Consider the following 22,630-nt stretch of genomic DNA (forward strand, 5'->3'; position numbering starts at 1 on the left):
GACGCTTGAGCAATTTGAGGGCTCCGCGCCCGACGCGCTTGCCCAAACCGAAACCGAGGAATATGAAAACCAGACCCGCAGACTCTCGTTATGAATGAGGGACCATCGGGGGGCAGGTCAGTGTCAATGCAGTCGGCCTGCCCATGAGAACCGAGATCACGCCCGGCCAGACGTCCGATTACCTCGGGTTCGATCTGGTCATGGCCGACAATTTGCCAGAGCCGAGCGTCCTGTTGGCAGACAGAGGCTATGATGCTGACAGCATTCGGAAAAAGATGGAGGCGCGGGACGTGCTCACCCAAATTCCCATGCGCAAATCACGCAAGATGCGCGTCGGCGTCGATCATTCGCTGTATTCCTTGCGCAACCTGGTCGAGCGGTGCGTCAACAAGTTGAAGAACGCTCGCCGGGTCGCAACCCGTTATGACAAAACCGCCGAAAGCTTTCTTGGCTTCATAGACATCACCTCCATCCGCCTCTGGCTGCGCCTTTTGTCAACATGACCTAGTTTAGAACGACGATAAAAGTCAGTAAGTGCATCGTCCGTCGTCACTTTAATTCGATCATGGATGAGTTTTGCTCGCGCATAACGGACGTAGGCAGCGACAACGTCTGCTTGCCGCGCTGAAAGGCTAATCGGCTTGTCCAGCGGCCCGGTGAGTTCAATGATCTTGCGCAGTTGGCGCAGGACGGTGCCGGAGGGCCATTCTTCCAGCCATTCGATGATCTCGGCGGCGTGGGCGTAGATGTCGCCGTCTTCAAGGCCGCGCCGTTGCCTGAGCATGGCTTTGGCTTCTTCTGACAGTCCGTCCTCTTCTTTAGAGAGCGCCGCGTCACGGTAGTATCCGACTTCGATCAGCCGCCAGCGGATGCGGCTGTATTGATCGTAGACGGTATTGAGCGAGAGCCCGGTACGCTTGGCAGTCACGGCAGGCTCTAAACGCTCAGCATAGCACCGCAGGAGTTTGTCCGCTTTCGCCGCCGGGATGCGGGAGCGCGAGCTGAAGATCGGTTTGGGCATGGTCGTGCGGTGCCTCGAACTGCGACATACATCATCCAATAAGAGCAATATGTTGGCCGCTTTCAAGCGGCCTTTATCTTGTGAATTCCGCGCTCTGCGATTTGGCAGACAGCGCCGCTAGGCGTATCTAACGCCCAGAGCCGAAAACATCGCGGCCCCCAAGAATTCGAAACCATCATCCGCCGCCGGAAACCTGCGTTCCCGGTGCCCAGGAAAGGCTTGTCTAACGCTATGGAACATCAAACGACCCCCTTACAGGCACCGCCGACGCACGAAGCGCAGCGGTTCAGCGCTATCTACCAGTTTTACTATCAGCCGCTTCTGCTGCTTGGTTTTCTGGTCTGCTCCTGGTGGACCAGCAATGCGGGCGTGCTGGCCATGGCGGACTGGATCAGCGGGGCTAGCGAAACCACACGGCAGATTGCGCTGCTGGTGACGGCCTCGGCCATGGGTGCGCAATATGCGCTCTGGCACTACGCGATGCGCCTGATTCCGCGCTATGCCACCTATCAGGCGCGGGGCATTGGCGTTGTTGTCGTCGCCGTGCTGATGGTGATGCTGGCGCTTTCCAGCACCTATACCAGCTTCATCGGTATCTCGCAGGATTCTGCGCGGGGGCTGGAGCTGCAACGCCAGGCTGATGAATACGCCGCGCAAGCCCGGACGCTCGCGCCGCGCGCTGCGGCCATGGAAGACGCGCTTTTTGTCATCGCGCCGCAAGCCGAGAATGCCGACCGGACGAGAGGTCTGCGCGCGGCCTCAAGCACTATGGCCGGATCGGTCGCGGAATTGGAAACCGCTGGGAACGGATTGGCACAAGCGCAAGCGCGCGCCATTGCTGCCATCGTCCAGGAAGAACGCGCGTCCGGCGCGGCTATTGCGGCGATGATCGCAGAAATCGAGGCGCTGCCTTTGCCGGACGCGGGACGCGCGACGCTGAAACCCGCTCAAGTGCTGGTTCTGGAGCATTGGCGGCTGCATTTGCCGCAGCTCGCCATTGCGCTGGCCATCGATCTGTTTGCGCCGCTTTCCACGCTGCTGTTCTGGGCCGCTGCGATCAAGGCGCGGGCGCGCAAAGTCACACTTCAAGCAGGAGAATTCCAATGAGCGCGATCAAACGCATGATCGGCACCGCCATCGGCTTTGCCATGGTGAGCCTGTTCACCGCCGGGATTATCGCCCTGGTCCTATCCCTAGCCTCCGAGCAAATGCCCGGCATCAAGGCCATTGGCTCGGAGCTGCGTTGCATCGCCGGGTATCCCAAGGCGGGTAGTGAGTGCGTAGCGCAGGAACTGGCCGCGCTGGAGGATGAACGCCGCGCGCTCGAAGAAGAGCGTGAGCGGCTAGGCGATGTCATCGCCGCGCAAGACTTCGTTTTCAGCCAAGGCGATCAGCTCAAAGACGGCGTTAATCTCGTGGTCGGCACGCTCTATGCGAATGCCGCCCGCCAAACCGGCCTGATCCGGTCCTTCTGCTGGGTGATTATCGACAACGGTGGGCTCGATCCGCGCGTTGGTTTGGCTGTTCTGCATAGCGATGGCCGGATCGAAGATGTCGCCGTCCGCGCTGGTGATCTGGCGCTGCTTGAGGTAAGCGCCAGCGAAGTGGATGCCGCACGCTTGGCCTGCCCGTTTCCGGGAGTGCCCTGATGAATGGCTCTCCCCAAAAACCGGGTTCGGGCCTGATCGGCAAGCTGCTGGTCACAACCGCACTTGGCTATGGCCTCCATCAAAGCTGGCCACTCGTCCAGCCTGGCAGCTTTGGGCCGGACTGGTGGGCCTATGCCTGGGGCGGCGGGGCGCTGATCTTTGCGTTCGGGATTACAGCGGTCGCCGCCGATCTGATCGCGCTGCTTGTCAAGCTGGGCCGGACGTTCCGCGCGCTACGTCCTAAGCGCAGTGAGGCATCGGCCAGTTGGCTGACCAGACGCCAAGCCCGCAAGGCTGGGCTGGCAAAAACAAAGGGGCTTTTCCTTGGAATCCTGGAAGGCCAACCGCTCTTCATCGGAACGTGCGTGCACGGCTTGCTCTGTTCTCCGGCGCGCAAGGGCAAGACAACCGGCTTTGTGATGGCGGCGCTATGCCAAGACATTGGCACCAGCCGGATCGTTGCGGATATGAAAGGTGAGCTCGCCGCGCAAACGGCCCACCTCATTGAAGAGCGGCACGGCCAGAATGTCATCATCCTCAACCTGGCTCATAAATTCAGCATGGGCAATGCCGCCTACAACCCGCTCCAGATCATTCTGGATGATCTGGAATTTACGCCCGAAGATGCCATTGCCGATGCGTGGTCGCTTGCGTTCCAGCTAGTGGCCACGCCGCCCGGCGGAGATCGTGATCCTTTCTGGCCGAACGGCACGCGCAAGCTGATCGTTTTCGTCGTCGTGGCGCTCTGCCTGCTGCGGGACGAAATTGAGGCCAATCTTCCCCGCGCTTTCGCTGTCCTTGGCGATAACGGGGAATTTGAGCGCCTGCTAGGCGAGGCCCGCACTAGCGATGCGCTTGGCGGTGAACTGGCCAATCTGGCAACGAATATCGCGTCAAATTGGGAGGATAATCCCAAGCATTTCGAATCCTTCCGCGAAGGCGCGGTGCAGGCGCTCGTGGCTTTCGGCCCCAGCGGACGATTGGCCCCATCGATGGCGCATTGCGATTTCCGCTTCTCCGATCTGAAACGGGAAAAAACTACGCTGTTTCTGGTCTGCGATTACTCCCGCATGGATGTCTTTGCACCCTGGCTGGGGCTGCTGATCTGGGCGGCGCTGAAAGAGCTGGTGCGCAGCGATGATGCGTGCGGCGTCCAGTTCATTCTGGACGAGTTCACCAACTATCGCCTCTCCGGCCTGCCCAACGCTCTGACCGCGCTTGGCGGCTACGGCGTGCGCTGCTGGATGGTGGTCCAGGAGTTGGAAGAGATTGCGCGGGTTTATGGCCGCGAAGCCCTGGCCACGATCCTGAGCCAGACGGACGTCAAGCAATTCTTCGGCGTCTCTTCTTACGACACGGCAAGCCTTGTGAGCCGGATGCTGGGCGAGGAAGAAATCACTTCGGAGAGTTTCGGCATGGGCGGCGCACCCGGCGACATGCCAAGCCTGTCCATCGGCAGGGCCAAAAAGCCACTGCTCACCCCCGATCAAATCCGCCGCCTGCCGGATGACGAGCAAATCCTGTTTATCAAGAACTTATCCCCTGCGAAGGCGCTCAAGGCTGGATATCATGAGGTTTCGCCTTGGCGCATGGAGGTGGCGAACAACCCGCTGCATGGCGGCGCGCGCTATCTGGGCAAGGTCAAGATGCGCATCCGGCGCGGGCGTGCCGCGGCCACGCGGGCCGGAACGCGAATGATCAGCCGCCTGTGCACGCTACGAGCAAGAGTTGCAAACCGGTGCGATCACCGGAGCCAGCGGACGGGGCATCGTTACAGGCACGCTTCTGGGCTTTTGCTCGGGCAAGAGCGAGATTGTGCGCGCTCTAGAAGAGACAATTGCTGCAAACGCCGAACGCATTGGTGAAATCTCCAGTCTCAGCCTACAGCTCGACCAGGTCATTTATGACCGGGATGTGAGTATCGGCGCGCGGGAGCTGACTTTCCTTGATTCGGCACGGCAGATGGATGCGTTGCTGAGCGAGCTGCAACGCGCGCCCGTCGTCCGCTTATGGGCCCACTTCTGTCGGCGCTCTCCGGTATGACCCCCGCCACGCCGCTGATTGTCTTTGGCGGCTTGGCGCTTGTGATCCTCACCTATGGCTGTGGACAGTGACGCCCGCCACCTTGTCACCAGCGTCATTGAACCGACGTTCCAAGAGTCCCCGGACCTGCGGGCGGCACTCACCACCGACAAGGGCGGGCGGGACACGATGCTGCACCGCCACTTCGCCGGGGGCAACCTGTCCGTCATCGCGGCACGATCCCCCCGGGCCTTGCGGGCCAGACCTGTCTCAGGCGAACTACTCTTCACTCAGGGCCGCTCTGCTGCCCTTCAGGGTCAAGGTGGAGCAATACGTCTACCACACCATTGTCCCGCAATTCCTCAATCCGGTGTACCGCCGTTTCGTCACCGACGCCTATCTGGCGAACCGTCTGGACGTGCCCGAACTGGCCCCCGCTCTGAAGGCGGAATGGCTGCCCCCGCGTCCGATGCAGGTTGACCCTGCCAAGGACATGGCAGCGGCCCGTGAAGCCCTCGCAATGGGCCTGACAAGCCGCAAGCAGGCTGTGGCTGCCCTTGGCTGGAATGTCGCTGAGCTGGATCAAGAGATTGCCGCCGACCGCGCCCGTGAAGCTGAGCTGGGCCTGTCCTTCGGTGCGAAGGAGTCGACCGATGACTGAGCGCGGCAAATTCCACGACAAGTACCTGCGCCAGCTCGCATCCGACGCCAGTGACGAAATCACTGGCCCGCGTCTGACGGCCCGCATCGACCGGGCCAGCGTGGTCCGCTGCCCGTCCACTGGTGAAAAGGTTGGCCGGGATTCTGACACCTTCAAACGATTGGAGCGCCGTCTTGCCCCTAGATGATCAACACACCCGGGACCCGTCGCGCATGGCAGCGTTCCAGTACGGCTACCTGAGCTCAGCGCAGGGGGTGCAAATCCAACGCTCTGAGGCATGGTCCACGCTGGGGATGCGCTTCAGGGCGTGGCTGGACTTCGGGGCCGGGTGGCTGGAAAGCCGCGCCGCCTATCTCAACGAGGGCGCGTAATGGCCACCATTGCCGAACTCACCAAAATGCGGGGGGCGCTGTTCGCCGCCCGCATGAACGGCACCCGGGCGTTTCAAGATCAAAACGGCGAACGGGTGGAGTTCAAATCCGACAACGAAATGGCCAAGGCAATGGCGGCGCTGGACGCTGAGATTGCCCGGCTGAGCGGGGCAGCCCCCCGCGTCCTGCACTTCCAAGCCTCGAAAGGAACCTGAAATGCGCAACTATGTTCAACCCGGTGTCTCCATCACCGTGACCGCAGCCGCCGCCGCCAGCTCTGGCGATGGTGTCAAAGTCGGCAACCTCTTCGGCATCGCGTCCGGGGATGCTGCCATTGGCGAAAAGCTGGTCCTGAGCACCGAAGGCGTCTTCGACATGCCCAAGGTATCCGCGAACACCTTTGACGTGGGTGCTCTGGTCTATTGGGATGACACCGCCAAGGTTGTCACCAGCACCGCCTCAGGCAACACCCGTGTCGGCTTGGCCGTCACCGCCGCTGCCAACCCCAGCGGCTCTGTCAACGTCCGTCTGGACGGCTGAGCATGAACGCCGTCGCCTCAACACGTCACAGAGTCTTGCCGCCGCCGTGCGCAAGGCTGCTGTCGCGTGCTGAGGCGGCGGCTTATGCAGGTGTCAGCCCGAACACCTTTGACCGGATGATGGGCGACGGCTTCATGCCCGGCCCCAAGCGCGTGTATGGTCGCGTGCTTTGGGACGTGCGTGCTCTGGACGCTGCGATTGATACCTTGCCGGGCGATGGCGACTCGTCCGATGCTGGCGGTTCCGACGTAAACGAATGGGACTGACCTATGAAACAACTCCGAAGACCGCCCAAATACTGTCAGGGCTTTGAAGACAGACACGGCAAGGTGCGCTGGTACTACCGCCGCCCGGGCTATCCCCGCGCAGCTCTGCCCGGACTGCCGTGGAGTCCCGACTTCATGGCTGCATATGAGCTGGCGGCACAAGGCGAGAAAGCCGAAATCGGCAAGACCAAGAGCAAGCCCGGAACTGTTGGGGCGCTGGTGGCCAGCTACTACCGCACGTCCGACTTCACGAACCTGTCCGACGTGACAAAACGCACTTATCGCAACATCTTAGAGCGTTTCCGGGCTGAGCACGCGGATAAGAGGGTGGCCATGCTTCAGCGCCAGCACATTCAAAAGCTGGTGAACGATAGGGCCGCGACCCCCGCCGCCGCCAACCGCCTCTTGCGGATGATCCATATCCTTATGCGTCACGCTGTCGAAATGAGCTGGCGGCGCGATGACCCGACCGTGGGCGTGCGGAAGATGAAAGAGAAAAGCGGCGGCTTCACCACATGGGAAGACCACGAGATTGACCTCTATCTGGCGCACCACAAGCCGGGGACTCGGGCGCACCTTGCTATGATGCTTTTGCTCTACACCGGGCAGCGGCGGGGCGATGTGGTCCGCATGGGACGCCAGCACGTGAGAAACAATGTGTTGACGATCACGCAACAAAAGACCGGGCAGCAAGTTTCGATCCCGCTGCACCAAGACCTGAAAGCGACCCTAGATTCTCTGCCCAATGACAATCTGACCTTTCTGGTGTCTGAGCGCGGCGGGCCAATGAAGCCCGAGAGCTTCACGAACTGGTTCCGCCGCATGGCAAAGGAAGTGGCTCATGAAGTGGACGGCAAGCCCAAACCAGCTCTGCCAGATGGACTGTCCCCGCACGGATTGCGCAAGGCGACGTGCCGGATGTTGGCTGAAGCGGGCTGCACACCGCATCAAATCATGGCTATCAGCGGTCACAAGACTCTGTCCGAAGTCACGCGGTACACGGTCGCGGCGGGCCGCAAGGGTTTGGCAGAAGGCGCTATGGCATCACTGGGCAAGATCAAAGGGAGAACATAAACTGTCAAACCCGGCACATAAGTTTGACAATTTGCTCTGTAAGCAATTGATTTATTTGGGCTGAAAATGGAAGTGGTGGGCGACCCTGGAATCGAACCAGGCGTGCGTCTCCGCGAGGGAGTTACAGTCCCTTTTTATTGGCTTTTCGCTCGTTCTCATATTTTCTAAGTACGCGACAAACTCCTTGATTTATTGAGGTTTTTAGGGTCTATGTCCGTTAGTGGTGGTTCGCAGCTTCTAAGCAAGATGCCTACAAAATGCCTACAAACCGAAAGCGGGCGGGATATGACGAACAAGATCAAGCTGACGAAAACGAGTGTCGAGAGGCTACCGAAGCCCGCAACGGGTCAGGCGTTCTATTGGGATACAGAGACGCGCGGGTTCGGTGTCAGGGTATCAGCGGGCGGCGCAAAATCTTACATTGTGGAAAGGCGCGTTGGTCGAAAAACCCGGCGTATCACCATTGGACGAACGGATGATATTACCGTTGCAAACGCGCGCCGGGATGCCGATGAAAAAATCGGGCAGCTTGCCAGTGGTGTTGATCCAGTAGCCCAAAAAGCGCGCAACGATGCGCGGTTGATCACCATCAAGAATGCGTTTGAGATTTACATCAAAGCGCCAAAGTCGAAAGGTGTTGGCGTTCGGACGCCAAAGAAACCCCTGACGATCCGAGACATTGAAAAGGCCATGAGACGCTTTGGGGATTGGCATGAAGTCCCGGTGACTGAACTAACGGGCAAGATGGTCATAGATCGCCATGCTGACATGACCGCAAAATCACCGGCACAAGCAAATCTGGCGTTCCGCTATCTTCGCGCGGCGATTAACGAAGTCATGGCGAACCATGACGATGAAGATGATCCGATAATCAAGCGCAACCCGGTAGACCGTCTAAGCCGCCGAAATCGAAAGCTATGGGCCGAAGAAAAGCGGGCTACGGGACACATACCCGACAATCAAATATCTGCGTGGTTGGATGCCGTTCATAACAATCTTGGCGGCATAAGTCTTGATAATCAAAAGCGCGATGCACTGGTATTCATGTTGTTGACCGGGGCGCGGTTCTCCGAAGTGCTTGGAAACGCAAAGGTTGGTTATCCGGCGCTTGAATGGCGCGATGTAGATTTCAAGAAAAAAACAGTTTTGTTCCGAAACACTAAGAACCGGATGGAGCATGAACTGCCCCTATCAACGCAAATTCTTACCCTGTTGGAAGAACGCAAAGCCATAAGCGGTAAAACCTGTGTTTTCAGCGACAGGAGCAATAACGTCCCGTCCGATCTTAGAACAGCTTATGAAAAGATCGAAGCTGCAAGCGGTGTCAGAGTTACGGCGCATGATCTACGGCGCACATTCAGCACCATCGCAAGCCGGTTGGACATTAGTACATACAAGCTGAAAAGATTGATCAATCACATAAGCAGTGATGAGCGGGGCGAACGGGACGGCGGTTCAACAGCGGGATATATTCAGATTACAACCGACGATTTGCGGGACGCTATGCAGCGAATTTCCGATTATATCATGTCACCAGAACGCCGGGAACAGGTTGATATTTTAGAGGTCCAAACATGACGGACCTGTCGAAAATCAAAGAACCAATTGAGGTCTGGAAAGCTGCGATGGGCGACCCGTCCGATCTTGCCGCACTCTTGCGCAGCGATGAACCGTTGACCGATTGGCACCGGCGCGATTTGGCGTTGTTGCTTGAAGGTCGGTTGACCGGACCGCAGGGCAAAGGCAGGGGAGCGCCGAAAAAGACGACCGGCGGGCCGTTTAACTATTTGAATGATCCAGTCTACCTTGCAATTTGTGAATATCAAGACATGAGAAAAGGCAAAAACTTTAGCGGTAATAGTGAAGAAGTTTTAGGTGAAGTTGCAAAACAACATAATTTGGAATTTGAAACCTTGCGCAACGCTTTACGGCGCGGCAACGCCTACAGCGCGCCCAAGCGTCGTTTTACCGATATTGAGAGATTTCGAGAATGGTATAATGAAACCCTCAAATAAATAGCCAATATTTTCTATTTTCTTGCTGACGACAGGTCCATTTTCCAACCGCTATTGATACCTTATGCAAATCAATGAGGTATCAAAATGCAAACCCAAGTAGTGACAACCCACACCGTTCCCGCGTTGATGAACCAAGACGAAGCCGCCCGCATTCTTGGGGTGTCTCCAAAATGGCTTGAGCGGGACCGTTGGGCGGAAAAGAAATTGCCTTATGTCAAAATTGGACGTGGTGTCCGGTATCGCGCCGCCGATGTGAACGCATTTATTGAAATGAATGTGAACGCATGATGATTATTGCATCGCGAAATTCGCACACTGCAATCTCAATATATTAACCAAAGAAAAAGCCCGGACGCTTGTCGAGAGCGTACCGGGCATAAAAGGATTTTGCTGAAATGACGTTCCCACAAACTGACCATATGGTCAAGCCTGCAATGGCGTTCGCTAACACCGTGCCGCCTATGGCATCCATGCCGCCCGCGCAGGCACAACAGCCCGCGCCTATGGCATCCATGCCGCCCATGAGGCCGCAACCGCCTATCCAGCCAGCAGCCGCGCCGCTACAGCAGCCCGCGCCAGCGCCCAAGTCTTTTCCGCCGCCGCCAAAGCTGGACGGTAAAGGCGAAATGCTGACCGAAATTGAGCAAAAGGAATATTTCAAAGGGTGCTATTTTATCAAGTCCACAGGTAGAATTTTGACACCAGACGGTCACTATATGAACAAGACCACTTTTAACGCCGCGTATGGTGGAAAGAAATTTTTGGTTGATGAACACGCAAAGATCATAACTGAAGCATGGCAAGCGGCAACAAATTCGACACTTTGGACAATTCCGAAAGTGGATAGCGAGTGTTTTCAACCAAACCGAAAACCATTTGAAATTGTAACAAACGATATGGGGCAAACGTCCGTCAATACTTACAGACCAGCAAACATTGAAAGTGAACTGGGCGATGTAGGGCCATTCTTGCGACATATAGCATTGATGTTACCGGACCCTAACGATCAAAAGAACCTGATTAACTACATGGCTCACAATGCGCAATTCCCCGGTGACAAGATACCGTGGTCGCCGGTAATTCAATCTGCTGAAGGTGTTGGTAAGAACATATTGAAGTACGCGATGATGCACGTCATCGGCTCACAGTATTACTATACACCGAAGGCAAAGAACCTAAAAGACAGTGGCGCGAATTTTAACGCATGGACGGAACGAAAGTTATTTATAATCGTGGATGAAGTTAGAGACACCGAAAAGCGTGAACTTGTCGAGGTTTTGAAAGACCTAATTTCAGAGGATCAAGGCGAAGTTCAAGGCAAAGGTGTCGATCAGAAGTTAGCAGACCAACCAGCAAATTGGCTTTTCTTTACCAACTGGAAAGATGCAATTCCCATTGACAAAAATACGCGGCGGTTCAGCATCAACTACAGTGCGTTGCAAACGAAAGATGATCTTTTGCGAGCGGGCATGGACGATGCTTATTTTGATTGGCTGTATGATGTTTGGCTTGGTCGCAAGACCCACAAGACGGGTTTAAAAATCATCGCCAATTTCCTGCTGACCTACCCGATCAAGCGCGGCTCACTAGGCGGACGTGCGCCTTGGACGACCAGCATGGATGAAGCTGTAACCCAAAGCTACGGACCGATTGCGCAAGCCATTTCTGAAGCGGTGGGGCAGGAGCAAACGGGCTTTAGAAACGGCTGGATCAGCAGGACGAAAGCGAAGGGCTTGTTCAACCGTGATCATTCAACACAGGCGATAACCAAGGCGATCTTGGAACTTGGTTATCATTACATCGGACGGGCGACAGTGCCGATATTTTCAGAGGATCAATCTAAACCTGAACTTTTCCATTTAGATAAAAATCAAACATGCTCAAACTATGGACCGGCGCAGGGTTATCATACGGTTTAGAAGGTTATAAATTTTGGAAATTTGCCCGCTTATAAATTATGCGGGCATTTTTTATGGAATTTTTGCTGAAATTGCTGTCAGGACAGAAAGAGCCAAACCGGTTCTGGCGGGGCTTTTGTGTGTATAATCAGTAACTTGGATGCATCGGCCAGAAAAAGGCCGAAACTCACTTACGGATATGAAATGGTTATGTATTAATGTTATGTATTAACCTTACTGTATACTCTATATATTCCTGTCTTTCTGGCTTTCTGGCTATATCTAATGAAAACAACAACTTACGCAGGCCGGAAAAAAGCCAGAAAGCCAGAACAGGAATAACGTCCTAAATCGCTCACTTTGTCCGTATGGGTATACTCTAATGGACAAATAAAATCTACGGATTAAAGCGTCCGTTAGGGTTGCTATCGGTCTACGGTCATCATAACCAACGGACAGAACCCTTATGGACGGATTAACCAATGAGCCAAACAATCCTGTATGCGCGGGTCAGCACCACCGACCAGACGCTTGAACACCAGCGCGTCCAAGCGATCAGTGCTGGTTTCAAAATAGATGAAGTGATTTCAGATGAAGGGGTTTCAGGTATCGGCACCCGCCTAGCAAATCGTCCAGGCGGCGCGCGGCTTTTTGATCGCTTGCGGGCCGGTGACGTGTTGGTTGTTCGTTGGGTAGATCGACTTGGCCGCGATTATCAGGATGTAACCGATACCATCCGACAATTCATGCGGCGCGGCGTGATCATCAACACGGTCATTAATGGCATGGTGTTTGATGGGGCGACCAGAGACCCGATACAACAAGCGGTACGGGACGCGCTGATTGCTTTCATGGCAGCAACCGCCCAAGCCCAAGCCGAAGCGACCAAGGAAGCACAGCGGGCCGGGATAGCCCATGCGCGCGAACACAAGCCGCACCAATACCGGGGCCGGAAACCGTCCTATGATCGCGACCAGTTTAATCTGGTGGTTGCGCTGCTGAACAATGGCGAAAACCCGTCAGCGATCAGCAAGGCCGCAAATCTATCTCGCCAAGCCGTCTTGCGTATTCGCGATCATCGGGACGGTGCAGAAACGGCGCTTGATCGTTGGGGTATGTAGCCGCCAAAACAACCGCCACAGCGCGACATTGCCCGATCTGGTCACAACCACCCGTGACCGGTCGGTAAGCGTCCTGGCGGGCCGCACAGTGAACCGATGCCGTGCGATGGATATTGCGTTGGTTATTGCGGTAATCATTGGATTGGTCATAGCGATGAAAATCCAATAAAAACAATGACTTGCACGATCATTTCCAATCCTATACCAATGACGGGACAACATGACCCGTAAAGGAAACGCAATGATTATTCTGCCCAATCAATTCGCGCCGCCCCGCGCATTCAATAACCCGCCCGCCGTTGGAGAATACCTGGTGCCGGTGGTGCGCGACAATGAGCGCGGCATTGTTATCAGTGCCCAACGGACCGGTGAGGATAATCCGGCCTTCAGCTTTCTGCCGTTCCCTGAAAACCGCGACAGCGATGCGCTTAAAACCCACTTGGATACGTTGAAAAATACCATCGGTTTATCGGCTGTTGCGATTGCCGCCAAAGCGAAGGACGTGCATCCTCAACGTATGCCAGAAACGGCGTTGCAGGTCATCACAACCAATTGCCGACGATCCTTCAAAGACACCATCACGGCATTGCAAGCCATGAAGCGCCATGCAGTCACGGGGCGGCAAGAGTTCGTTGATTTGCATATCGTGAACCCGTCGATTGCCTCTGCGATCAGCGCCCGTTTTGTTGCAATGGATCAACCGGCAATCCTTCAGACAATCGCAACAATGGGCGCTGACCAACTAGCAGTTTTGTTGTCGATGCGCGGTTTAATTAAACTACCTGATGATATGTGGCGACCCGTCCAAATTCGTTACGTCATTCAAGCAAACCTTTCCGGTGCACGTTCGGACGGTGTTGGAATTGCAGCGAAACAGCCATCGCTTGATGATCCTGCCGCCATTGGTGTTGATGAAAACGTGGTTGCTGAATGGGCAGAAGCCAGAATGAAATTTTTCGATCAGCAAGAAAACCGCATTGATGATGTCGCCGCTTCATTGAAGAACATTTGCGCGGTTCTTGCGGTTGCTTGCGACAAAGCGCCCGATGCTATTTGGTCCGCTCTATACGAATAATCGCGGTTGATTAGGACGGGCTTTGTTCGCCCGTCCTGACAAAATGTGAGGTAATTTTAGATGGCGCGATCTATCGCTTTAAAACCTATTGTCAACTTACCGGCGGGCAACACCATTGATGCGACCGTTCTTTATGATGCCTTAGATCGTTCACGCCAATCTGTTCATTATCTTCGGGTTCATGCCGGTTTTCCAAGTGTGTTCGGGCGGCGTTCGGGAAAAGCGCATTATGACACTGCGGAAATTGCAAATTGGTTGCGCGCCAATGGTGTTAAAATAAGTTGGGTCTGAAAATGAGTTTTGAAACCGATACTAACCGATCTTTATCGGATCGTGGTTCAGATGGGAAATTCGCGAAGGGTAATCCTGGCCGTCCGGTAGGTGCTAAAAGCAAAATAATCAAAGGCGCGCTTTCTGAATTGCGACAAATGACACCGGACGCGATTGATGTTGTGCGCACCGCGATTGATAAAGGTGACGTAAAAACAGCTACTTGGCTGTTAGAGCGCGTTCTACCGGCTCAACGTGTTGTTGAATTGGACGGGGCTGGTGTGGAAGATATTATTAACGCGCTAGTTGCGGGGGATATTTCACCTACGGAAGCGAAAACCATCGCCCATTCGATCAGTCATCTTAAAAATGTTTCCGATTTGGAAGAATTGCGGGCGGAAGTCGATAATCTAACCCGATTGTTGCGTGGTGAAGAATAATGCTGTCGGCTTCATCATTGCTGATAAAAGTTATCCGCTTAAAGCGTGAAGCCGTAGCGAATAGGCCAGTTGACCCGCTTGCCTGCTTATCCGTCGATCAGCGCCAGTATTTGAAAAAATGGTGTGAAAAACTTCATTCTGAAACCGGTGATGATGCTTATGCTGCGTTATTGAATATGACGCACTGGACCCCGTTCGATTGGTTGCAAACTCCGATGGTCACGCAAGATTTGAGCGAGGAGTTTGCATCGCAGGTGTATAGTGATTTTAGGGACGTTGCAAAATGACTGATAATCTTGGAAAATTGGAAAACAAAATGGAAACCGCTCTACACATTATTGAACCTAAAGCGTTCATCATCCTGCACAACTGGACGGATGTTCTTAGCCTAGTGTGGGAAAAAGACTATCGCAAGCGCCACGGTAACGCCAAATCCCAGATGCTACCGTTTGATCGGCAAACAGTGTTGGGTTTCTCTGAAACGACAAGTCCATGTGCATTCCGATCTGAAGTTGACGCATTTGGAAGCCAGACGGTAGCAATCACCGGCAAAGGTTTGCTACAACTTTTAACCGTCAATGCTCTGCAAAACCGTAAAACATCTTTCAACCGGTTCGATGTAGATACCTTCTTTGCTGACCATCACGCGCATGAAGCCGCTAAATTTGTTGATCAGACGCTACCGTTGATTATCGACCCTGAAGCAGTCCCCACTTTGCCGGATGATCCACACCGGCACCGCGCAAGGCATGAGCGTGACAAAAACGGCAGAACCTGGCAGCGGTTGAAGGTTATGGATAGGGGCGAACGCTTGCCTGAACCCGAACCCTTGCCGATGAACGGAAAATATTCGCTCTTGGAAATGGTTGAACACAGTCGGCAAACCGGAAGGCTGGCCCGCGCGATGGTTGCCCGCACGATGGGCGATCAATGAACAAATGATACCGGCGTTTGGTTCGTTGCGGTTGCGACACGTCCGGGCCGGTTGGGGTGTCTCATCAGCACAACGCCAACCGGCCACTGTTGGAAAGCATCACGATGACCTTCACGATCAGAAATCAAGCGGATGTTGGTGGGTGGCTCACCGCCTTCCGAAACCCGGACATGACTGATGAAACCCTGTTCAGGCCGGAACAGGTGCTTTCGATAGATGTTTGCGTGAGGGCCGATGGTTCAGAATTTTACAGCATCGCAATCGGGCCGGTCGATCAGGATGGGCAGCACCGGTATTTTTACCATCCGATGCACCGACCATAAGCGGCACAATGCCGTAAGTGACCACTAAAGGCACCATGCGGGGTGACAACCAGCACAGATCGAAACGCGCAACGCCGCATGATTTCTAAACAAGATGCCTACAGAATGCCTACAAACTGATTTTTCAGTATGGCGAAATCAACAGCCTGAAATGTGAGTTTATCCGTTAACCTGTTGATTTTTAAGGTGGTGGGCGACCCTGGAATCGAACCAGGCGTGCGTCTCCGCGAGGGAGTTACAGTCCCCTGCCACACCTTGCGGCCTGTCGCCCATCTCTGACGGCATTGCCGTTCGAGTGACGGGTGGATACAAGCGCCGCCCGGACCCGTCAACAGGAAAATACCTTGCGAAGCACGGGCGATGGCTGCATGGTCCGCGCTCCTGCAAAAAGGGGTGTGGGCGGATGAAAAAACCAACCTGGGTGATCGACAAGGAACGCGCGAAACGGGCCGCGGCGGCGGAAACCGTGTGGCTGTTCGGGTTGCATGCGGTGCGCGACGCCCTGCTGAACCCGCGCCGCGAACGGTTGCGCCTGGTGGTGACCCGCAACGCCGCCGACCGGCTGGCCGACGCGATCGCGCAAGCGGGGATCGAGGCCGAGATTTCCGACCCGCGCAGATTCGCGGCGCCGCTCGATCCGGGGTCGGTGCATCAGGGGGCCGCGCTTGAGGTCAAGCCGCTGGATTGGGGCCCACTGCCCGAGTTGTGCGAGCCGGGCCTGGCCTCGCCGCGCGTGGTGTTGCTGGACCGGGTGACCGATCCGCATAACGTGGGGGCGATCCTGCGCTCGGCCGAGGTGTTCGGCGCCCGCGCGGTGATCGCGCCGCACCGCCATTCGGCGCCGGAAACCGGGGCGCTGGCGAAAACCGCCTCGGGCGCGCTGGAACGTCAGCCCTATCTGCGGGTCCGTAACCTGGCCGACACGATGGAAGAGTTGCGCAAGATGGGCTACACGCTGCTCGGGCTCGATGGCGCGGCCGAGGTGACGCTGGACGCGGCGCTGGCCCCGCTGCGCGACCTGCCCGTGGGGCTGGTGCTGGGGGCCGAAGGGCCAGGCCTGCGCGAACGCACCCGCGACACCTGCGACCATCTGGTGAAAATCCCGTTTGCCGGCGCGTTCGGGTCGCTCAACGTGTCCAACGCGGCGGCGGTCGCCCTCTATGCCGCGCGCACGCCCGACCCTGCGGGGTCTTAACCGGCTCTTCACAGTTATATTACATGCTCTGGAAATGCCGGTGGCGATACCTATCTGAATATTAGCAAGCGCGATGACGGAACTATCGTGCTTCGCTTCACTGTCCCTCGTTCCGTGACTGGCGCCCGGCCTTTTGGCCCGGGCGCTTTTTTCCAATCAGGCTGACGCGCATGAGCATCCCCTCCGACGATCTTCTGAAAGATGTGCTGACCGGCACCCGCGTGGTGGCGGTGGTGGGCGCGTCGCAAAATCCCGGCCGACCCAGCCATACCGTGGCCCGGTTTCTGCAGCACAAGGGGATGCGGGTGATCCCGGTCAATCCGGGCCTCGCCGGCAAGATGCTGTTCGGCGAACAGGTGTATTCCGATCTGGCCGCGATCCCGGCCGATATCCCGGTCGACATGGTCGATATCTTTCGCCGCTCGGAATACGTCCCCGATATCGTCGAACAGGCGCTGGCCCATCTGTCGGCGCTGCGCACGATCTGGATGCAACTGGGCGTGGAAGACGCGCAGGCCGCCGCACGGGCCGAAGCCACCGGCATCACCGTGATCATGAACCGCTGCCCCAAGATCGACTACGCGCGCCTGTTCGGCACCTGACGGCGGCTTCTTTTTCGCGAAAATATCCCCGCCGGAGGCAAACCTGAGCGTCCGCAGGACGCGAGGCAAAGGAAATGGCCCGGAACGGGCCCCAATCGGATCAGCGCGCGGCCTTCTCGGCGATACCCGACCTGCCCTCGCGCCGCTCCAGCTCGGCCAGAACGTCCGCCAGCGCCACATCGCGCGCCGCCAGCATCACCAGAAGATGATACAGCACATCCGCCGCTTCCGAGGTCAGGCGCGCGGTATCGCCCTTCACCGCTTCGATGATCGCCTCGATGGCTTCCTCGCCGAATTTCTCGGCCGCTTTCTCGGGGCCGCGCGCCAGCAGCTTGGCGGTCCAGCTGCTGTCGGGATCGGCGCTCTTGCGCGCCTCTATGGTGGCGGCCAGCCGCTCCAGCGCGTTCATGACAGCCGCACCGGGATACCCGCGGCGGCCATGTGGTCCTTGGCCTGCCGGATCGTGAAATCCCCGAAATGAAAGATCGACGCGGCCAGCACCGCGCTGGCGCCGCCCTTGGTCACGCCCTCGACCAGATGGTCCAGCGTGCCGACGCCGCCGCTTGCGATCACCGGCACATCCACCGCATCCGAAATCGCGCGGGTCAGGTCCAGGTTGAATCCGGCGCGGGTGCCGTCGCGGTCCATGCTGGTCAGCAATATCTCGCCCGCGCCCTTGGCCACGACCGTTTCGGCAAACTCCACCGCGTCGATGCCGGTGGGCTTGCGCCCGCCATGGGTAAAGATTTCCCACTTGCCCGGCGCCACGGTCTTGGCGTCGATCGCGACCACGATGCACTGGCTGCCGAATTTCTCGGCCGCTTCGCGCACCACATCGGGGTTGGCCACGGCGGCCGAGTTGAAACTGACCTTGTCGGCCCCCGCCAGCAGCAGGGCACGTACGTCTTCGATGGTGCGCACACCACCGCCCACGGTCAGCGGCATGAAGCATTGCTCGGCGGTGCGGGTCACCAGATCGTACATCGTGCCGCGGTTTTCATGGGTGGCGTGGATGTCGAGAAAACACAACTCATCCGCGCCGGCGGCGTCATAGGCCTTGGCCGCCTCGACCGGGTCGCCGGCGTCAATCAGATTGACGAAGTTGACGCCCTTGACCACGCGGCCATCGGCCACGTCGAGGCAGGGGATGATGCGGGTTTTCAGCATGGTCAGCCCTTCAGAACCTTCAGCGCCTCGGCCAGATCAATCGCCCCGTCATACAGCGCGCGCCCCGAGATTGCACCGTTCAGCGCCGCGCCGCAATCGCGCAGCGCGATCAGATCGGCCAGTGACGACACCCCGCCCGAGGCGATCACCGGGATCGACACCGCGCGCGCCAGCGCCGCCGTGGCCGCCACATTGGGGCCCTGCATCGCGCCGTCGCGGTTGATGTCGGTATAGATGATCGCGGCGACGCCCGCATCCTCGAAGCTGTGCGCCAGATCGGTGACCATCACATCGGTCTCTTCCGCCCAGCCCTTGGTCGCCACGCGACCGTCGCGCGCGTCGATGCCCACGGCGACCTGACCGGGAAAGGCGCGTGCCGCCTGACGCACCAGATCGGGGTTTTCCACCGCAACCGTGCCCAGGATAACCCGCGCCAGCCCCTTGGACAGCCAGGCCTCGATCGTGGCCATGTCGCGGATGCCGCCGCCCAACTGGGCGGGCACGGAAGTTTCGGCCAGAATGGCCTCGACCGCCGCCGCATTGACAGGCTCCCCCGCGAAAGCGCCGTTCAGATCCACCAGATGCAGCCAGTCGCAGCCCGCATCCTGAAACGCGCGCGCCTGTGCGGCGGGGTTGTCGCTGAACACGGTGGCCTGATCCATCTCGCCTTTGTAAAGGCGCACGCATTGCCCATCCTTCAGGTCGATGGCGGGGTAAAGGATCATGGCGGCTCTCCTGTCATTCATTGCGGGCTCTTATGCACCTTCGGCACGGGAATGCAACGCGCCAGCGCTTGCATCTTGCGCTTGCCTGACGCGGGAGGGCTGTGCAAAACTGCCGCCACTATAGGGAGGAATATAGTATATGAAGAAACTCGGCATCCTTGCCGCGCTGGGCATTTGCCTGGCCGGCACCGCAATCGCAGACCCGGTCGAAGGCACCTGGCAGACCGAAGTCGACGACGGTGGCTATGGTCATGTAAAGATCGTGCCCTGTGGCGAACAAATCTGCGGCACCCTGGTACGCTCGTTCACCGAAGCGGGCGAAGTCAATTCCCCGGACAATGGCAAACAGATCATCTGGGATATGCAGGTGAAGGGGGGCGGTGCCTATGGCGGCGGCAAGATCCTGAACCCCAAGATGGGCAAGGTCTTCAAGTCGAAGATGACCCTGCAGGGCGATCTGCTGAAGGTTTCGGGCTGCGTCGGGCCGATCTGCAAAAAGCAGAACTGGCGTCGCGTGAAGTAACCCCTGGCGGCGGGCGCTCGCGGTCCCGCGGACCGCCGAGCGTTCGTTCAGGGCGCCCAGGCCAGGAAATTGGCGATCAGGCGCAGCCCGGTGGCCTGGCTTTTTTCCGGGTGAAACTGGGTGCCCACCATGGTGCCCCGACCGACGATGGCGGTGATGTCGCCGCCATAGTCGCAATGGGCCAGCCGATGCGCCGGATCGGCGACGCGGAAATGATAGGAATGCACGAAATAGGCGTGGTCGCCGGTGGCCAACCCGTCCAGAACCGGGTGGGGGTGGTCGATCACCAGATCGTTCCAGCCCATATGCGGCACCTTCAGCGACGTATCCGAAGGGGCGATTTTCACCACTTCGCCCGCGATCCAGTCAAAGCCCGGGGTTTCACGGTATTCCAGCCCGCGCGTGGCCATCATCTGCATCCCGATGCAGATCCCCAGAAACGGACGACCACCGCGCACCACGGCCTCTTCCATCGCTTCGAACAGCCCGCGATGGTCGAACAGTTCCTTGCGGCAGGCCGGAAAGGCGCCGTCGCCGGGCAGCACGATCCGGTCGGCGCCGCGCACCGTGTCGGGGTCAGAGGTCACGATCACGTCGCCCGCGCCGGTTTCGCGCGCGACGCGCTCGAACGCCTTCTGGGCCGAGTGAAGGTTGCCCGACTCATAATCCACGATTGCCGTCAGCATCGGTTCATCCGTCCTTGCGCTGGTATTGTCCACGATCGGCCCCGTGCTGGTTAGGCGAGTTTGGCGGGAAATCCAAGCCCGCTTTGCCGGGGCGCGGGCCTTAGTCCGCCGGGTCCGTTCCGATGCGGTCCAGCAGCGCCATTACCTGATCGAATGGGCCTTGCCCGGCCTCGCCCCCCCCTTCGGGCCACAGCCGCCCGGACATGAACAGCGTCGTATAGCCGTGGATCAGCGACCAGACCTGGGTTTCGACAATCGCGGGGTTCTGACCATCGGGCACGAAGGGCGCGCAGGTCTGGCGCAAGACGTCATAGGCAATCGCGTTGTCCCGATCCATGCCGCATTGCGTCATGACCTCTGCCTTGAACCCGAAGATCAGGTCAAAGAGGGCCGGGTTGTCCATGGCGAATTGCAGATAGCCACGGCAGATGCTTTTCAGCCGCCCGCGCGGCGATTGCGCGCCGCTGCGGGCCGCATCCAGCATATAGGTCCGAAACGTCCGAAACCCTTCGGTTGCGATGGCGGCCTTCAGCCCGAGCAGCCCGTCAAAGTGGTGCGCGGGCGCGGCATGGGACACGCCCGCCCGGGCCGCGCACCGGCGCAGCGTCAGCGCGTCATTGCCGCCTTCGGCCAGCAATTCCATGCCCGCCTGGATCAGCGCGGCCTGTAAATTGCCATGGTGATGCGGGGGTTTCTTGTTCTTCTCGGTCATCTGCGGGAAGAATACCGCCAAACTTGACAGCGTCAAGTCAGCGTGGTTTGACACTGTCAAGTTTGCCGAATCCCTTTTGAGGAGCCCCCGATGGCCCATGTTTCGACGGTGCGTAGATTTCTGTTCTGGTTTCTGTCGCTTGGCGTGGCGATCGCGTCGTGGCGGTTCATCGTTTTGGGCGTGCCGGCGTCGATGGATTTCGTCGCCTATCACGCGATCGAGCGCAAACTGGCCTTCTTCGGGCATATCATTTTCGCCCCGGTCGCTTTGGCCCTGCTGCCGTTTCAGTTCCGGGTCACGCTGCGGGCCACCCGCCCGGCAGTGCACAGATGGATCGGGCGCGCCTATGGGCTGGCGGTCCTCATTTCAGGTGTTGGCGGGCTGTTCCTGGCGTTCGGCACCCGCGCGGGGCCGGTGGCCGCCGCCGGGTTCGGGTTGCTGGCGGTGCTGTGGCTGGGCTGCACCGGCCTTGGCATAGCGATGGCGCGCGCCGGGAAGGCCGCACAGCACCGCCGCTGGATGATCCGGTCTGCGGCGCTGACCTTCGCGGCTGTCACTCTGCGCCTTTACCTGCCGATCCTCATCGCCGGGGGGCTGGCCTTTCCCGCCGCATACAGCATCGTTGCCTGGCTGTGCTGGGTACCGAACCTGTTGGTGGCCGAAGGGATGCGCGCCGCCGGATACCGGCGCAGACACAGGCTGCCTGAGCGGGAAGGGGCTTAGAGCGCGCCTTTGGTCGAGGGGATCGCATCCGCCTTGCGCGGGTCGGTCTCGACCGCCTCACGCAGGGCGCGGGCCACGGATTTGAACGCCGCCTCGGCGATGTGGTGGCTGTTGAACCCGTGCAGCGCATCCACATGAAGGGTGATCCCGCCATGGGTGGACAGCGCCTGAAAGAACTCGCGCACCAGTTCGGTATCGAAACTGCCGATCTTGGCGGTGGGCAGATCCACATTCCAGATCAGGAAAGGCCGCGCCGACAGGTCCAGCGCGCAGCGCACCAGCGCGTCATCCATCGGCAACAGGCAGGACCCGTAGCGGCGAATGCCCGTCTTGTCGCCCAGGGCCCGGGTCAGCGCCTGACCCAGCGCGATGCCGGTATCCTCGACCGTGTGGTGATCGTCGATGTGGGTATCGCCCTTGGCGCGGATGGTCATGTCGATCAGCGAATGGCGCGACAACTGATCCAGCATGTGGTCGAAGAACCCCACGCCGGTCTGGTTGTCGTACTGGCCGCTGCCGTCGAGATTGATCTCGACGGAAATCGCGGTCTCTGCCGTGTTGCGCGTGATCTGTGCCGTCCGCATCTGCGGGCCTCCGCCTTGTTTCCCGGCGGC

Annotated in this window: 31 protein-coding genes, 1 tRNA gene and 2 pseudogenes; 26 read left to right on the top strand and 8 right to left on the bottom strand. The window is 58.1% G+C overall.

The window, feature by feature from the left end:
• Positions 1-122: 122 nt before the first annotated feature.
• Positions 123-503: pseudogene (locus tag ACSR1C_RS10345) on the top strand (transposase); the annotation flags it as partial.
• On the opposite strand, the gene ACSR1C_RS10350 reads toward ACSR1C_RS10345, so the two are convergent.
• Positions 422-1,021: a hypothetical protein gene (locus ACSR1C_RS10350; protein WP_460259545.1), complete on the bottom strand. Its 600-nt coding sequence runs from the start codon at positions 1,019-1,021 to the stop codon at positions 422-424. The pseudogene ACSR1C_RS10345 and the gene ACSR1C_RS10350 overlap by 82 nt on opposite strands.
• Positions 1,022-1,252: 231 nt before the next feature.
• Here ACSR1C_RS10350 and ACSR1C_RS10355 point away from each other — a divergent pair, with 231 nt between their 5' ends.
• The 21 genes and pseudogenes from ACSR1C_RS10355 to ACSR1C_RS10455 all read left to right on the top strand — a co-directional run bounded on the left by ACSR1C_RS10355 (position 1,253) and on the right by ACSR1C_RS10455 (position 15,683).
• Positions 1,253-2,128 (top strand): hypothetical protein, encoded by an 876-nt coding sequence (locus tag ACSR1C_RS10355; protein ID WP_460259544.1) that lies wholly within the window; start codon positions 1,253-1,255, stop codon positions 2,126-2,128.
• Positions 2,125-2,670, top strand: a complete 546-nt coding sequence (locus ACSR1C_RS10360; protein WP_460259543.1) for a hypothetical protein — start codon at positions 2,125-2,127, stop codon at positions 2,668-2,670. Before ACSR1C_RS10355 ends, ACSR1C_RS10360 begins: the two co-directional genes overlap by 4 nt.
• Positions 2,670-4,535, top strand: coding sequence for a type IV secretory system conjugative DNA transfer family protein (locus ACSR1C_RS10365; protein ID WP_460259542.1), 1,866 nt, complete (start codon positions 2,670-2,672; stop codon positions 4,533-4,535). The genes ACSR1C_RS10360 and ACSR1C_RS10365 overlap by 1 nt, the downstream gene beginning before the upstream one ends.
• Before the next feature lie 232 nt (positions 4,536-4,767).
• Positions 4,768-4,902, top strand: a pseudogene (locus tag ACSR1C_RS10370) (hypothetical protein); the annotation flags it as partial.
• 112 nt (positions 4,903-5,014) lie between these two features.
• Positions 5,015-5,353, top strand: coding sequence for a hypothetical protein (locus ACSR1C_RS10375; RefSeq protein ID WP_460259560.1), 339 nt, complete (start codon positions 5,015-5,017; stop codon positions 5,351-5,353).
• Complete coding sequence (locus ACSR1C_RS10380) at positions 5,346-5,540, top strand: hypothetical protein (protein WP_460259541.1); 195 nt, start codon at positions 5,346-5,348, stop codon at positions 5,538-5,540. Before ACSR1C_RS10375 ends, ACSR1C_RS10380 begins: the two co-directional genes overlap by 8 nt.
• 183 nt (positions 5,541-5,723) lie before the next feature.
• Entirely contained in the window at positions 5,724-5,939 is a 216-nt protein-coding gene (locus tag ACSR1C_RS10385; protein WP_460259540.1) for a phage head-tail joining protein, read from the top strand.
• Position 5,940: 1 nt separating this feature from the next.
• Positions 5,941-6,264 carry a DUF2190 family protein gene (locus ACSR1C_RS10390; RefSeq protein WP_460259539.1) on the top strand — a complete coding sequence of 108 codons (324 nt, stop codon included), beginning with the start codon at positions 5,941-5,943 and terminating at the stop codon, positions 6,262-6,264.
• 2 nt (positions 6,265-6,266) lie between these two features.
• Entirely contained in the window at positions 6,267-6,530 is a 264-nt protein-coding gene (locus ACSR1C_RS10395) for a helix-turn-helix transcriptional regulator (protein WP_460259538.1), read from the top strand.
• 3 nt (positions 6,531-6,533) lie between these two features.
• A complete protein-coding gene (locus ACSR1C_RS10400) occupies positions 6,534-7,604 on the top strand; it encodes a tyrosine-type recombinase/integrase (RefSeq protein WP_460259537.1) in 1,071 nt (356 codons plus the stop codon).
• A 285-nt stretch (positions 7,605-7,889) separates the two neighbouring features.
• The gene (locus ACSR1C_RS10405; protein WP_460259536.1) at positions 7,890-9,182 is read left to right on the top strand and encodes a tyrosine-type recombinase/integrase; all 1,293 of its coding nucleotides are present in this window, start codon (positions 7,890-7,892) and stop codon (positions 9,180-9,182) included.
• Positions 9,179-9,619, top strand: coding sequence for a hypothetical protein (locus ACSR1C_RS10410; RefSeq protein WP_460259535.1), 441 nt, complete (start codon positions 9,179-9,181; stop codon positions 9,617-9,619). The genes ACSR1C_RS10405 and ACSR1C_RS10410 overlap by 4 nt, the downstream gene beginning before the upstream one ends.
• A gap of 87 nt (positions 9,620-9,706) precedes the next feature.
• The gene (locus tag ACSR1C_RS10415; protein ID WP_460259534.1) at positions 9,707-9,910 is read left to right on the top strand and encodes a helix-turn-helix domain-containing protein; all 204 of its coding nucleotides are present in this window, start codon (positions 9,707-9,709) and stop codon (positions 9,908-9,910) included.
• 107 nt (positions 9,911-10,017) lie between these two features.
• Positions 10,018-11,541, top strand: coding sequence for a primase-helicase family protein (locus ACSR1C_RS10420; RefSeq protein ID WP_460259533.1), 1,524 nt, complete (start codon positions 10,018-10,020; stop codon positions 11,539-11,541).
• A 461-nt stretch (positions 11,542-12,002) separates the two neighbouring features.
• The gene (locus tag ACSR1C_RS10425) at positions 12,003-12,641 is read left to right on the top strand and encodes a recombinase family protein (protein ID WP_460259532.1); all 639 of its coding nucleotides are present in this window, start codon (positions 12,003-12,005) and stop codon (positions 12,639-12,641) included.
• A 241-nt stretch (positions 12,642-12,882) separates the two neighbouring features.
• Entirely contained in the window at positions 12,883-13,716 is an 834-nt protein-coding gene (locus tag ACSR1C_RS10430) for a hypothetical protein (protein ID WP_460259531.1), read from the top strand.
• A 60-nt stretch (positions 13,717-13,776) separates the two neighbouring features.
• Complete coding sequence (locus tag ACSR1C_RS10435; protein WP_460259530.1) at positions 13,777-14,007, top strand: hypothetical protein; 231 nt, start codon at positions 13,777-13,779, stop codon at positions 14,005-14,007.
• 2 nt (positions 14,008-14,009) lie between these two features.
• Positions 14,010-14,426: a hypothetical protein gene (locus tag ACSR1C_RS10440; protein WP_460259529.1), complete on the top strand. Its 417-nt coding sequence runs from the start codon at positions 14,010-14,012 to the stop codon at positions 14,424-14,426.
• Positions 14,426-14,713 carry a hypothetical protein gene (locus ACSR1C_RS10445; protein ID WP_460259528.1) on the top strand — a complete coding sequence of 96 codons (288 nt, stop codon included), beginning with the start codon at positions 14,426-14,428 and terminating at the stop codon, positions 14,711-14,713. Before ACSR1C_RS10440 ends, ACSR1C_RS10445 begins: the two co-directional genes overlap by 1 nt.
• Positions 14,710-15,360 (top strand): hypothetical protein, encoded by a 651-nt coding sequence (locus ACSR1C_RS10450; protein ID WP_460259527.1) that lies wholly within the window; start codon positions 14,710-14,712, stop codon positions 15,358-15,360. Before ACSR1C_RS10445 ends, ACSR1C_RS10450 begins: the two co-directional genes overlap by 4 nt.
• A gap of 104 nt (positions 15,361-15,464) precedes the next feature.
• Positions 15,465-15,683: a hypothetical protein gene (locus tag ACSR1C_RS10455; protein WP_460259526.1), complete on the top strand. Its 219-nt coding sequence runs from the start codon at positions 15,465-15,467 to the stop codon at positions 15,681-15,683.
• A gap of 187 nt (positions 15,684-15,870) precedes the next feature.
• Here ACSR1C_RS10455 and ACSR1C_RS10460 read toward each other — a convergent pair.
• Positions 15,871-15,954 (bottom strand) — tRNA-Tyr (locus ACSR1C_RS10460).
• A gap of 132 nt (positions 15,955-16,086) precedes the next feature.
• On the opposite strand from ACSR1C_RS10460, the gene rlmB reads away from it, so the two are divergent.
• On the top strand, positions 16,087-16,878 hold the full coding sequence (gene rlmB / locus ACSR1C_RS10465) for a 23S rRNA (guanosine(2251)-2'-O)-methyltransferase RlmB (protein ID WP_460259525.1): 792 nt from the start codon (positions 16,087-16,089) through the stop codon (positions 16,876-16,878).
• Positions 16,879-17,048: 170 nt separating this feature from the next.
• Positions 17,049-17,480, top strand: a complete 432-nt coding sequence (locus tag ACSR1C_RS10470; RefSeq protein ID WP_460259524.1) for a CoA-binding protein — start codon at positions 17,049-17,051, stop codon at positions 17,478-17,480.
• Between the two features lie 100 nt (positions 17,481-17,580).
• Here ACSR1C_RS10470 and ACSR1C_RS10475 read toward each other — a convergent pair whose 3' ends face one another.
• Genes ACSR1C_RS10475 through hisA form a run of 3 tightly spaced genes read right to left on the bottom strand, consistent with a single transcriptional unit; the run spans position 17,581 to position 19,372 of the window.
• Positions 17,581-17,889 (bottom strand): phosphoribosyl-ATP diphosphatase, encoded by a 309-nt coding sequence (locus ACSR1C_RS10475; protein WP_460259523.1) that lies wholly within the window; start codon positions 17,887-17,889, stop codon positions 17,581-17,583.
• A complete protein-coding gene (hisF, locus tag ACSR1C_RS10480; protein WP_460259522.1) occupies positions 17,886-18,647 on the bottom strand; it encodes an imidazole glycerol phosphate synthase subunit HisF in 762 nt (253 codons plus the stop codon). The genes ACSR1C_RS10475 and hisF overlap by 4 nt, the downstream gene beginning before the upstream one ends.
• Before the next feature lie 2 nt (positions 18,648-18,649).
• Complete coding sequence (hisA, locus tag ACSR1C_RS10485) at positions 18,650-19,372, bottom strand: 1-(5-phosphoribosyl)-5-[(5-phosphoribosylamino)methylideneamino]imidazole-4-carboxamide isomerase (RefSeq protein ID WP_460259521.1); 723 nt, start codon at positions 19,370-19,372, stop codon at positions 18,650-18,652.
• A 139-nt stretch (positions 19,373-19,511) separates the two neighbouring features.
• On the opposite strand from hisA, the gene ACSR1C_RS10490 reads away from it, so the two are divergent.
• Positions 19,512-19,895, top strand: coding sequence for a DUF2147 domain-containing protein (locus ACSR1C_RS10490; protein WP_460259520.1), 384 nt, complete (start codon positions 19,512-19,514; stop codon positions 19,893-19,895).
• Between the two features lie 47 nt (positions 19,896-19,942).
• Here ACSR1C_RS10490 and hisH read toward each other — a convergent pair whose 3' ends face one another.
• Both hisH and ACSR1C_RS10500 read right to left on the bottom strand, forming a co-directional pair.
• On the bottom strand, positions 19,943-20,581 hold the full coding sequence (gene hisH / locus ACSR1C_RS10495) for an imidazole glycerol phosphate synthase subunit HisH (RefSeq protein ID WP_460259559.1): 639 nt from the start codon (positions 20,579-20,581) through the stop codon (positions 19,943-19,945).
• Positions 20,582-20,681: 100 nt separating this feature from the next.
• Positions 20,682-21,293: a TetR/AcrR family transcriptional regulator gene (locus ACSR1C_RS10500; protein WP_460259519.1), complete on the bottom strand. Its 612-nt coding sequence runs from the start codon at positions 21,291-21,293 to the stop codon at positions 20,682-20,684.
• 90 nt (positions 21,294-21,383) lie between these two features.
• On the opposite strand from ACSR1C_RS10500, the gene ACSR1C_RS10505 reads away from it, so the two are divergent.
• Entirely contained in the window at positions 21,384-22,016 is a 633-nt protein-coding gene (locus ACSR1C_RS10505) for a DUF2306 domain-containing protein (protein ID WP_460259518.1), read from the top strand.
• Here ACSR1C_RS10505 and hisB read toward each other — a convergent pair.
• Entirely contained in the window at positions 22,013-22,600 is a 588-nt protein-coding gene (gene hisB / locus ACSR1C_RS10510; RefSeq protein ID WP_460259517.1) for an imidazoleglycerol-phosphate dehydratase HisB, read from the bottom strand. The genes ACSR1C_RS10505 and hisB overlap by 4 nt on opposite strands.
• Between the last annotated feature and the right edge of the window lie 30 nt (positions 22,601-22,630).

Source organism: Actibacterium sp. D185-2, assembly GCF_054954595.1.

What these genes read in the sequence shown, in the direction of transcription:
- ACSR1C_RS10350 (WP_460259545.1), bottom strand. Translation starts at nt 1,021, where the DNA reads ATGCCCAAACCGATCTTCAGCTCGCGCTCCCGCATCCCGGCGGCGAAA.
- ACSR1C_RS10355 (WP_460259544.1), top strand. Translation starts at nt 1,253, where the DNA reads ATGGAACATCAAACGACCCCCTTACAGGCACCGCCGACGCACGAAGCG.
- ACSR1C_RS10360 (WP_460259543.1), top strand. Translation starts at nt 2,125, where the DNA reads ATGAGCGCGATCAAACGCATGATCGGCACCGCCATCGGCTTTGCCATG.
- ACSR1C_RS10365 (WP_460259542.1), top strand. Translation starts at nt 2,670, where the DNA reads ATGAATGGCTCTCCCCAAAAACCGGGTTCGGGCCTGATCGGCAAGCTG.
- ACSR1C_RS10380 (WP_460259541.1), top strand. Translation starts at nt 5,346, where the DNA reads ATGACTGAGCGCGGCAAATTCCACGACAAGTACCTGCGCCAGCTCGCA.
- ACSR1C_RS10385 (WP_460259540.1), top strand. Translation starts at nt 5,724, where the DNA reads ATGGCCACCATTGCCGAACTCACCAAAATGCGGGGGGCGCTGTTCGCC.
- ACSR1C_RS10390 (WP_460259539.1), top strand. Translation starts at nt 5,941, where the DNA reads ATGCGCAACTATGTTCAACCCGGTGTCTCCATCACCGTGACCGCAGCC.
- ACSR1C_RS10395 (WP_460259538.1), top strand. Translation starts at nt 6,267, where the DNA reads ATGAACGCCGTCGCCTCAACACGTCACAGAGTCTTGCCGCCGCCGTGC.
- ACSR1C_RS10400 (WP_460259537.1), top strand. Translation starts at nt 6,534, where the DNA reads ATGAAACAACTCCGAAGACCGCCCAAATACTGTCAGGGCTTTGAAGAC.
- ACSR1C_RS10405 (WP_460259536.1), top strand. Translation starts at nt 7,890, where the DNA reads ATGACGAACAAGATCAAGCTGACGAAAACGAGTGTCGAGAGGCTACCG.
- ACSR1C_RS10410 (WP_460259535.1), top strand. Translation starts at nt 9,179, where the DNA reads ATGACGGACCTGTCGAAAATCAAAGAACCAATTGAGGTCTGGAAAGCT.
- ACSR1C_RS10415 (WP_460259534.1), top strand. Translation starts at nt 9,707, where the DNA reads ATGCAAACCCAAGTAGTGACAACCCACACCGTTCCCGCGTTGATGAAC.
- ACSR1C_RS10420 (WP_460259533.1), top strand. Translation starts at nt 10,018, where the DNA reads ATGACGTTCCCACAAACTGACCATATGGTCAAGCCTGCAATGGCGTTC.
- ACSR1C_RS10425 (WP_460259532.1), top strand. Translation starts at nt 12,003, where the DNA reads ATGAGCCAAACAATCCTGTATGCGCGGGTCAGCACCACCGACCAGACG.
- ACSR1C_RS10430 (WP_460259531.1), top strand. Translation starts at nt 12,883, where the DNA reads ATGATTATTCTGCCCAATCAATTCGCGCCGCCCCGCGCATTCAATAAC.
- ACSR1C_RS10435 (WP_460259530.1), top strand. Translation starts at nt 13,777, where the DNA reads ATGGCGCGATCTATCGCTTTAAAACCTATTGTCAACTTACCGGCGGGC.
- ACSR1C_RS10440 (WP_460259529.1), top strand. Translation starts at nt 14,010, where the DNA reads ATGAGTTTTGAAACCGATACTAACCGATCTTTATCGGATCGTGGTTCA.
- ACSR1C_RS10445 (WP_460259528.1), top strand. Translation starts at nt 14,426, where the DNA reads ATGCTGTCGGCTTCATCATTGCTGATAAAAGTTATCCGCTTAAAGCGT.
- ACSR1C_RS10450 (WP_460259527.1), top strand. Translation starts at nt 14,710, where the DNA reads ATGACTGATAATCTTGGAAAATTGGAAAACAAAATGGAAACCGCTCTA.
- ACSR1C_RS10455 (WP_460259526.1), top strand. Translation starts at nt 15,465, where the DNA reads ATGACCTTCACGATCAGAAATCAAGCGGATGTTGGTGGGTGGCTCACC.
- rlmB (WP_460259525.1), top strand. Translation starts at nt 16,087, where the DNA reads ATGAAAAAACCAACCTGGGTGATCGACAAGGAACGCGCGAAACGGGCC.
- ACSR1C_RS10470 (WP_460259524.1), top strand. Translation starts at nt 17,049, where the DNA reads ATGAGCATCCCCTCCGACGATCTTCTGAAAGATGTGCTGACCGGCACC.
- ACSR1C_RS10475 (WP_460259523.1), bottom strand. Translation starts at nt 17,889, where the DNA reads ATGAACGCGCTGGAGCGGCTGGCCGCCACCATAGAGGCGCGCAAGAGC.
- hisF (WP_460259522.1), bottom strand. Translation starts at nt 18,647, where the DNA reads ATGCTGAAAACCCGCATCATCCCCTGCCTCGACGTGGCCGATGGCCGC.
- hisA (WP_460259521.1), bottom strand. Translation starts at nt 19,372, where the DNA reads ATGATCCTTTACCCCGCCATCGACCTGAAGGATGGGCAATGCGTGCGC.
- ACSR1C_RS10490 (WP_460259520.1), top strand. Translation starts at nt 19,512, where the DNA reads ATGAAGAAACTCGGCATCCTTGCCGCGCTGGGCATTTGCCTGGCCGGC.
- hisH (WP_460259559.1), bottom strand. Translation starts at nt 20,581, where the DNA reads ATGCTGACGGCAATCGTGGATTATGAGTCGGGCAACCTTCACTCGGCC.
- ACSR1C_RS10500 (WP_460259519.1), bottom strand. Translation starts at nt 21,293, where the DNA reads ATGACCGAGAAGAACAAGAAACCCCCGCATCACCATGGCAATTTACAG.
- ACSR1C_RS10505 (WP_460259518.1), top strand. Translation starts at nt 21,384, where the DNA reads ATGGCCCATGTTTCGACGGTGCGTAGATTTCTGTTCTGGTTTCTGTCG.
- hisB (WP_460259517.1), bottom strand. Translation starts at nt 22,600, where the DNA reads ATGCGGACGGCACAGATCACGCGCAACACGGCAGAGACCGCGATTTCC.